The 5,686-nt window shown below is 71.5% G+C and carries 3 protein-coding genes; 1 reads left to right on the top strand and 2 read right to left on the bottom strand.

From position 1 onward, the window contains the following. On the top strand, positions 1-2,606 hold a 2,606-nt coding region (locus RIF93_RS18120), incomplete at its 5' end, for a bifunctional [glutamine synthetase] adenylyltransferase/[glutamine synthetase]-adenylyl-L-tyrosine phosphorylase (RefSeq protein WP_309092853.1). Here the strand turns inward: RIF93_RS18120 and RIF93_RS18115 are convergent. Together RIF93_RS18115 and RIF93_RS18110 are read right to left on the bottom strand one after the other, a co-directional pair. Continuing rightward, positions 2,603-4,423: an ATP-binding protein gene (locus tag RIF93_RS18115; RefSeq protein WP_309092852.1), complete on the bottom strand. Its 1,821-nt coding sequence runs from the start codon at positions 4,421-4,423 to the stop codon at positions 2,603-2,605. The genes RIF93_RS18120 and RIF93_RS18115 overlap by 4 nt on opposite strands. 108 nt (positions 4,424-4,531) lie before the next feature. After that, positions 4,532-5,686: DUF3458 domain-containing protein (locus tag RIF93_RS18110; RefSeq protein ID WP_309092851.1), on the bottom strand; the 1,155-nt coding region annotated here is incomplete at its 5' end.

Below are 5,686 nucleotides of genomic sequence, written 5' to 3'. Positions count from 1 at the left end.
AGCCCCTGCGCGTGCTGAAGCAGGAACTGCACCTGATGACCGCCCTGGCGGACCTGGGCGGCGCCTGGGATCTGGACCAGGTGACCGGCGCGCTGACGCGCTTCGCAGACGCGTCGGTGACCGCAGCGCTCTGGTCGGCGGCGCGGGGCGAACTCGACTCCGGGCGGCTCACGCGGCTGGGCGAGGGCGCGCGCGGCCCAGTCCCCGGCTGGTTCTGCATCGCCATGGGCAAGCAGGGCGCCTTCGAGCTGAACTACTCCAGCGACATCGACGTGTCGGTCTTCTTCGATCCCGAAGCGCTGGCGACGGTGCTGGCCGACGATGTGGAACCGCAGGCATTCGCCGTGCGCCTGACCCATCGGGTGTCCGACCTGATGCAGGCGAAGACCGCCGACGGCTACGTCTTCCGCATGGACCTGCGGCTGCGGCCGGATCCGGCCTCCACACCACCCGCGGTGCCGGTGCCGGCCGCCCTGGAATACTACGAGAGCGTCGGCCAGAACTGGGAGCGCGCCGCCTTCATCAAGGCCCGGCCGTGCGCCGGCGACCTGGACGCCGCCACGGGCTTCCTGCGCGAGCTCGTGCCCTACATCTGGCGCAAGAACCTGGACTTTGCCGCCATCGCCGACATCCATTCGATCAAGCGCCAGATCCACGCCCACAAGGTGGACGAGCGGGTCTCGGCCAAGGGCGTGGACCTGAAGCTGGGCCGCGGCGGCATCCGTGAGATCGAGTTCTACGTCCAGACGCAGCAGCTGATCCTGGGCGGCCGGCATCCGGAACTTCGGAGCCCACGCACGCTGGAGGCGTTGCAGGCCCTGGCCGAGGCTGGCCATGTCACGCCCGAGGCCGCGGCCGAACTGACGGCGTCCTACCGCACCCTCCGCGCCGTCGAGCACCGCATCCAGATGCTGGCCGACGAGCAGACGCACCGGCTGCCCGAATCGGACCCGGAGCGGCGCCGGGTGGCGGCGCTCTCGGGCTACGAGCGCCTGCAGAGCTTCGACGCCGCGATCACCCGGATCCTCAAGGGCGTGAATGCGCGCTACGGGGAGCTGTTCGCCGAGGAGGAGCCGCTTTCATCGCGGTTCGGCAGCCTGGTGTTCACCGGCGTCGACGACGATCCCGAGACGCTCGCCACGCTGCAGCGGATGGGCTTCTCGAACCCGCAGCGGGTCTCGCAAACCATCCGCGGCTGGCACCACGGCCATATCCCGGCGACCCGCACCGAGCGCGGCCGGGAGCTGTTCACGAGGCTCGCGCCCAAGTTGCTGGAAGCCGCCCAGGCGACGGGCGCGCCCGACCCTGCCTTCAACCGGTTCTCGGACTTCTTCGCCGGGCTTTCCACCGGCGTGCAGCTGCAGTCGCTGTTCCTGGCCCAGCCGCGGCTGTTCGAGCTGATCGTGCAGGTGATGGCGTTCGCGCCGCGGCTCGCCTCAACGCTCGCGCGTCGCCCCGCCGCCATCGACGCCATGCTGGATCCGGCGTTCTTCCAGCCCATCCACGTGGCCGAGGACGAGGCGGTGATGGCCCAGGCAGTCGCCCGCGCCGACGGCTTCGAGGCGGCGATGGACGTGGTCCGCCGTATCCATCGCGAGCAGGCCTTTCGCGTCGGCGTGCAGGTGATGAGCGGCGCGGCCAGCGCCGAGGCGGCCGGCAAGGCCTTCGCCGACCTGGCGGATGTCTGCATCCGGGCGCTCGCACCGGCTTCGCTGGCCGAGGCCGAGCGGCTGGGCGGCGCCTTTGAGGGCGAGGTCGCGGTCGTGGCGCTGGGCAAGTGCGGATCGCGGGAGATGAGCGCGAGCTCGGACCTCGACCTGATGACGCTCTACCGCGCCGCCGATCCGGCCGGGATGTCCGAGGTGAAGGGTTGGGACGCCTCCACCTTCTACGGTCGCTTCACCCAGCGGCTGATCGCGGCCCTGTCGTCGCCGACGGCGGAGGGCACGCTCTACGAGGTCGACATGCAGCTGCGGCCGTCCGGCACCAAGGGGCCGGTGGCGGTGTCGATGGCGGCGTTCGAGCCCTACTACCAGGGCGAGGCCGAGACCTGGGAGCTGCTGGCGCTGACCCGGGCGCGGGTGGTGTGGGCGACCTCGGACGGGTTCGCCGCCGAGGCCCAAGGTGCGGTGGAGGCGGCGCTGCGGCGGCCGCGCGACCGCGCCCGCACCGCCGAGGACGTCCGCGACATGCGCGCGCTGATGGAGCGCGAGCGGCCGCCGAAGGGCGAGTGGGACCTGAAGCTCTCACCCGGCGGGCTGGTGGACATCGAGTTCGCCGCCCAGTTCCTGCAACTGGCGCATGCCGCGCAGGGTGGACCGCTCGCGGCCAACACGGCCGAGGCGCTGAGCGCCATGCACGCGGCGGGCCTCGCGGCAGCTGAACCCCTGAAGGCGCTGATCGGCGCCTGGCGGCTGCAGCAGGACCTGACCCAGCTCCTGAAGGTCGCCCTGGAGGAGAACGCCGACCCCGGCGACGAGCCGAAGGCCTTGCGCGCCCTGCTGGCCCGCGCGGGCGGCGCGCGCGACTTCCGAAGCCTGACGAAGAAGCTGGCCGAGGCGCGGACCAAGTCGCGGAGCGCTTACGAGGCGGTGGTGCGCGGCTAGGCCGCGACGGCCGTCTGGGTCTGGCGCACGGGCAGGGCGAAGCTGGCGGTGGCGCCCAGGCCCGGCCCCGGGCTCTTCAGGTCCAGGAGGCCGCCGTGCATCTCGACGAAGGCCTTGGTGAGCGCGAGGCCCAGGCCCGTGCCCTGCTGGGTCTTGGCGTGCTGGGTCTCGACCTGTTCGAACGGCCGCGCCAGCCGCTCGAGATCGGCCGCGGCGATACCGATCCCGGTGTCGGCGACGCTGATCCGCACCCGCTGGCCCAGGGCGTCGTCCCAGCGTTCGGCGCGCACGGTGATGCGGCCGCCGCGTGGCGTGAACTTGATGGCGTTGGAGAGCAGGTTCAGCAGGATCTGCTTCACCGCGCGGTAGTCGGCCTCGACGTCCGGCAGCTCGACAAAGTCCATGAGCAGGGTGAGGCCCGCGCTCTCCGCCCGGTTGCGGACGAGGCGCAGGGCATCCTCGGCGATCTCCTCCATGGAGACGGGCTCGAACCGCAGGGTCATCTTGCCGGCTTCGATCTTGGACATGTCGAGGATGTCGTTGATCAGCGCCAGCAGGTGCTGGCCGGAGTTCAGGATGTCCCGGGCGTAGTCGCGATAGCGGGCGTCGCCCAGCGGGCCGTACATCTCGCCGACCATGATCTCGGAGAAGCCGTTGATGGCGTTCAGAGGCGTGCGCAGCTCGTGGCTCATGTTGGCCAGGAACTCGCTCTTCGCCTGGCTGGCGCCTTCGGCCCGGATCTTCTCGGCCTCGTATTTGCGGGCCAGTTCCGACAGCTGCTCCTGGCTGCGCTCGAGGTTCACCACAGCGCGTCGCAGCTCCTCCTCCTTCAGCCGGCGGGCCTCTTCCTGCGCCTTCAGCACCGTGATGTCCGCCGCGGTGACAACCAGGCCGCCTTCGGCCGTGGGCCGCTCGGAAATCTGCACCCACCGGCCGTCCGACAGCTCAGCCTCGCGCACGCCCGGCCGGCCGCCGGGCGCGGGGTATTCCTGACGGATGGCGTCGCGGGCGGCGCGCTCGATCTGCTCGCGGCTGATGCCGGTGGCGAGCAGGATCGGCTCCAGCCGGAAGAAATCACGGAAGTTGTGGTTGCACATCAGCAACCGGCCGTGGCGGTCCCACAGGACGAACGCTTCCGACACGCTCTCGATGGCGTCGCGCAGGCGGGTCTCGGCCTGCTGGGCGCGGGCCTGGGCCAGGCGCTCCTCGGTGACGTCGAGGGCCACGCCGATGATGCGGGCGTAGCCGCCCTCGGGCGCCTCGCCGAAGCCGCGGCCGCGTGCGTCGATCCAGACCGGCCGGCCGCCGGCTAGGCTGGGCACGCGAAACGACACGTCGAAGTCGCCGTAGATGGCGGCGTTGGCCAGCGCGTCGCGCAGCCCGTCGCGATGGCCGGGCGAGACGCGGTCCAGCACCGCCTGACCGTCCACCACCCCGCCGCGCCAGCCGAAGAGCGCGGCGGTGACCTCGGACATGAAGATCTTGTCCTCGGCGAGGTCCCACTCCCAGATGCCGCAGCGCGCCGCCTCGACGGCCATGCGGAAGCGCTGCTCGGAATCGGTGAAGGCGGCGTGAGCCCGTTCCACCCGGCGGGATTCCACCAGGAGCAGCAGGCCCAGCGCGAAAGCCACGGCCAGCGGCGCGGCCAGCCACACCAGCTGCTCCTCCGCGCTTTGCGGTCCTGCCCGAAGTCGGCCGATCGCGAAGGCCGTGTAGACCGCCAGCAAGAGCAGGGCCGAGAGGATCCCGATGCGCGCGAAGCGCTGGGTCGGCGGGCGCGCAGGCGCGAGTTCGGCCGGCCGCCGATCCTCCGCCAACCTACGCCCCCCGCCTCTGGCCAAGGCCCCGCGCTCCATCCCCGACGCCGGCGAACACCCGACGCAAATCAGGAGTCTAAGCGAAGTCGAGTCGCGGCGTAACCGTGACTAGCCCCCGTCGCCGCCTTCGAGCGCACGTGTCGCAAGCTCGTAGACGTTCTTGGACAGCCCCTCATGACGGGCGATACGCTCCAGCTCGGCCTTCATGAGGCTCGCAAGCTCGGGCCGATAGCGCCGCCAGCCGCCCAGCGGATCCACGAGGCGGGCGGCGGTCATCGGATTGAAGCCGTCGACGGCCAGGATCTGGTCGGCGAGGAACCGGTAGCCCGCGCCGCTCGGGTCGTGGAAGCGCACCGGGTTGAAGTTGGCGAAGGTCGAGACCAGCGCCCGCAGGCGGTTGGGGTTCTTGGCGTCGAAAGCCGGATGGGTGGTGAGGCCCAGCACACGGCCGAGCGCCCCTTCCGACCGGTCGCGGGCCTGGACCGCGAACCACTTGTCGATGACCAGGGGTTCGGACTTCCAGCGCTCGTAGAAGTCGGCAAGCGCGGTGTCGAACGTCTCGCCGCCGATCTGGGCGAGGGCCGAGAGGCCGCCCATGGCGTCGGTCATGTTGCCGGCGGCGCGGTAGTGGCCCAGCGCCAGGTCGGCGATGTCGTGGCGCGGATTGGCGGCGAGCAGGTCGAGGGCGGCGTTACGCAGAGCCCGCCGGCCGGCGCCGGCGGCGTCGGGCGAGAACTCGCCCAGGTCCTGCAGTCCAGTGTGCAGCCGTCTCAGTTCGTGCTCCAGGTGGACCGACAGCCGCTCGCGCAGCGCCTCGCGCGCGGCATGAATGGCCGCGGGGTCGGCGGACGTCATCTGCAGCGCCAGGTCGGTCTCGGAGGGCAGGGCCAGCAGCAGGGCCTTGAAGGCCGCGTCCGAGGCCTGGTCGCTGAGGGCCCGGCCGACCGCTTCGGCGTAGCGCTCCTCGTTGACCTCGTCGGGGCGACCCGCCGCGCGCGAGAGCATCAGCTCGGCGGCGAGGTCCTGGCCGGCCTCCCAGCGGTTGAACAGGTCCGGGTCGGCGGCGAGCTGGACGTAGCGGTCTTTGGGCGGCGCGTCGGTCTTCAGCACCACGGGGGCGGAGAAGCCGCGCAGCGCCGAGACGACCGGCGGCCGGTCCACGCCGGCGAGCCTCACGGTGGTGCGGGCCTGGTCGAGGACGACCACGGTTTCGTCCATGGCCTTGCCGTCGCGTTCGAAGGCGAGGGCCGCACCCTCGCCTTC

The sequence above is a fragment of the Phenylobacterium sp. genome, from assembly GCF_031181185.1.
In the GTDB taxonomy this organism is placed as follows: domain Bacteria; phylum Pseudomonadota; class Alphaproteobacteria; order Caulobacterales; family Caulobacteraceae; genus Phenylobacterium.
Note: the sequence above shows the minus strand (reverse complement) of the source record. Positions and strands in the feature narration are given on the sequence as shown.